General features: G+C 66.4%; 1 pseudogene. It reads right to left on the minus strand.

The features are described 5' to 3' along the window. A pseudogene (locus tag IF22_RS33510) lies at nucleotides 1–342 on the minus strand (hypothetical protein); the annotation flags it as partial. Nucleotides 343–381 lie beyond the last annotated feature (39 nt).

The following is a 381-nucleotide window of genomic DNA, read 5'->3' on the forward strand; positions in this document are numbered from 1 at the left end:
GCCCTTGAGGAACGCGGTCGTGGAGTACTCGGGGTCGGTGATCTGCTCCGGGGTACCCCAACCCGAGCTCGGGCGCTGCTGGAACAGGCCCAGCGAGTCGTGATCGTTCATATCGCCCAGGTGGCCCAGGTTTTCCAGCTTGGACTCCTGCAGGCTCGTCGCGATCGAGATGACCGCGGCGCGCTCAGGCAGGCCGGCCTTCTTCGTCGCGGCGATGATCGCCTTGACGTTGGCCGTCTGCTCGTCGTTGAGGGTGATGTGCGACTGCTCGCCCTGCGGCTTCGCCGCCTGCACCGCCACCGCTGCGGCGGCGGGCTTGGCGTCCACTACCGGGTGCAACGGACAGCATGCTCTTACGGAAGATCGTGTTCATGGGGGTAG

Source organism: Micromonospora parva, assembly GCF_000718515.1.
Taxonomy (GTDB): domain Bacteria; phylum Actinomycetota; class Actinomycetes; order Mycobacteriales; family Micromonosporaceae; genus Micromonospora; species Micromonospora parva.